At 43.5% G+C, this 223-nt stretch carries 1 protein-coding gene; it reads left to right on the forward strand.

Features of this window, described 5'->3' with window-relative positions; translation table 11 throughout:
- On the forward strand, positions 1 to 223 hold a 223-nt coding region (locus E1171_RS22900; protein ID WP_187696060.1), incomplete at both ends, for a hypothetical protein.

Here is a 223-nt window from a genome sequence, read left to right on the forward strand (position 1 = left end):
CCAGGCCGATGCTCGGATTCATGGAGATGGTAATGATTTCGGAATTGTTATTGACCAGGATAGTGAGGACGGCAGGAGTGAGAACAACCGAGGGTATGCCGTAATTGATGGAAAAAATAATACTGATGCTATTTTTATTGGGCAGGAAGGAGATATAGATGGGGCTACCAGCAAGAATAACTATGCACATGCCCAAATCTATGGAGATGATAACTTTGATGGG

It is taken from the genome of Xanthovirga aplysinae (genome assembly GCF_009711365.1).
Taxonomy (GTDB): Bacteria; Bacteroidota; Bacteroidia; order Cytophagales; family Cyclobacteriaceae; genus Xanthovirga; species Xanthovirga aplysinae.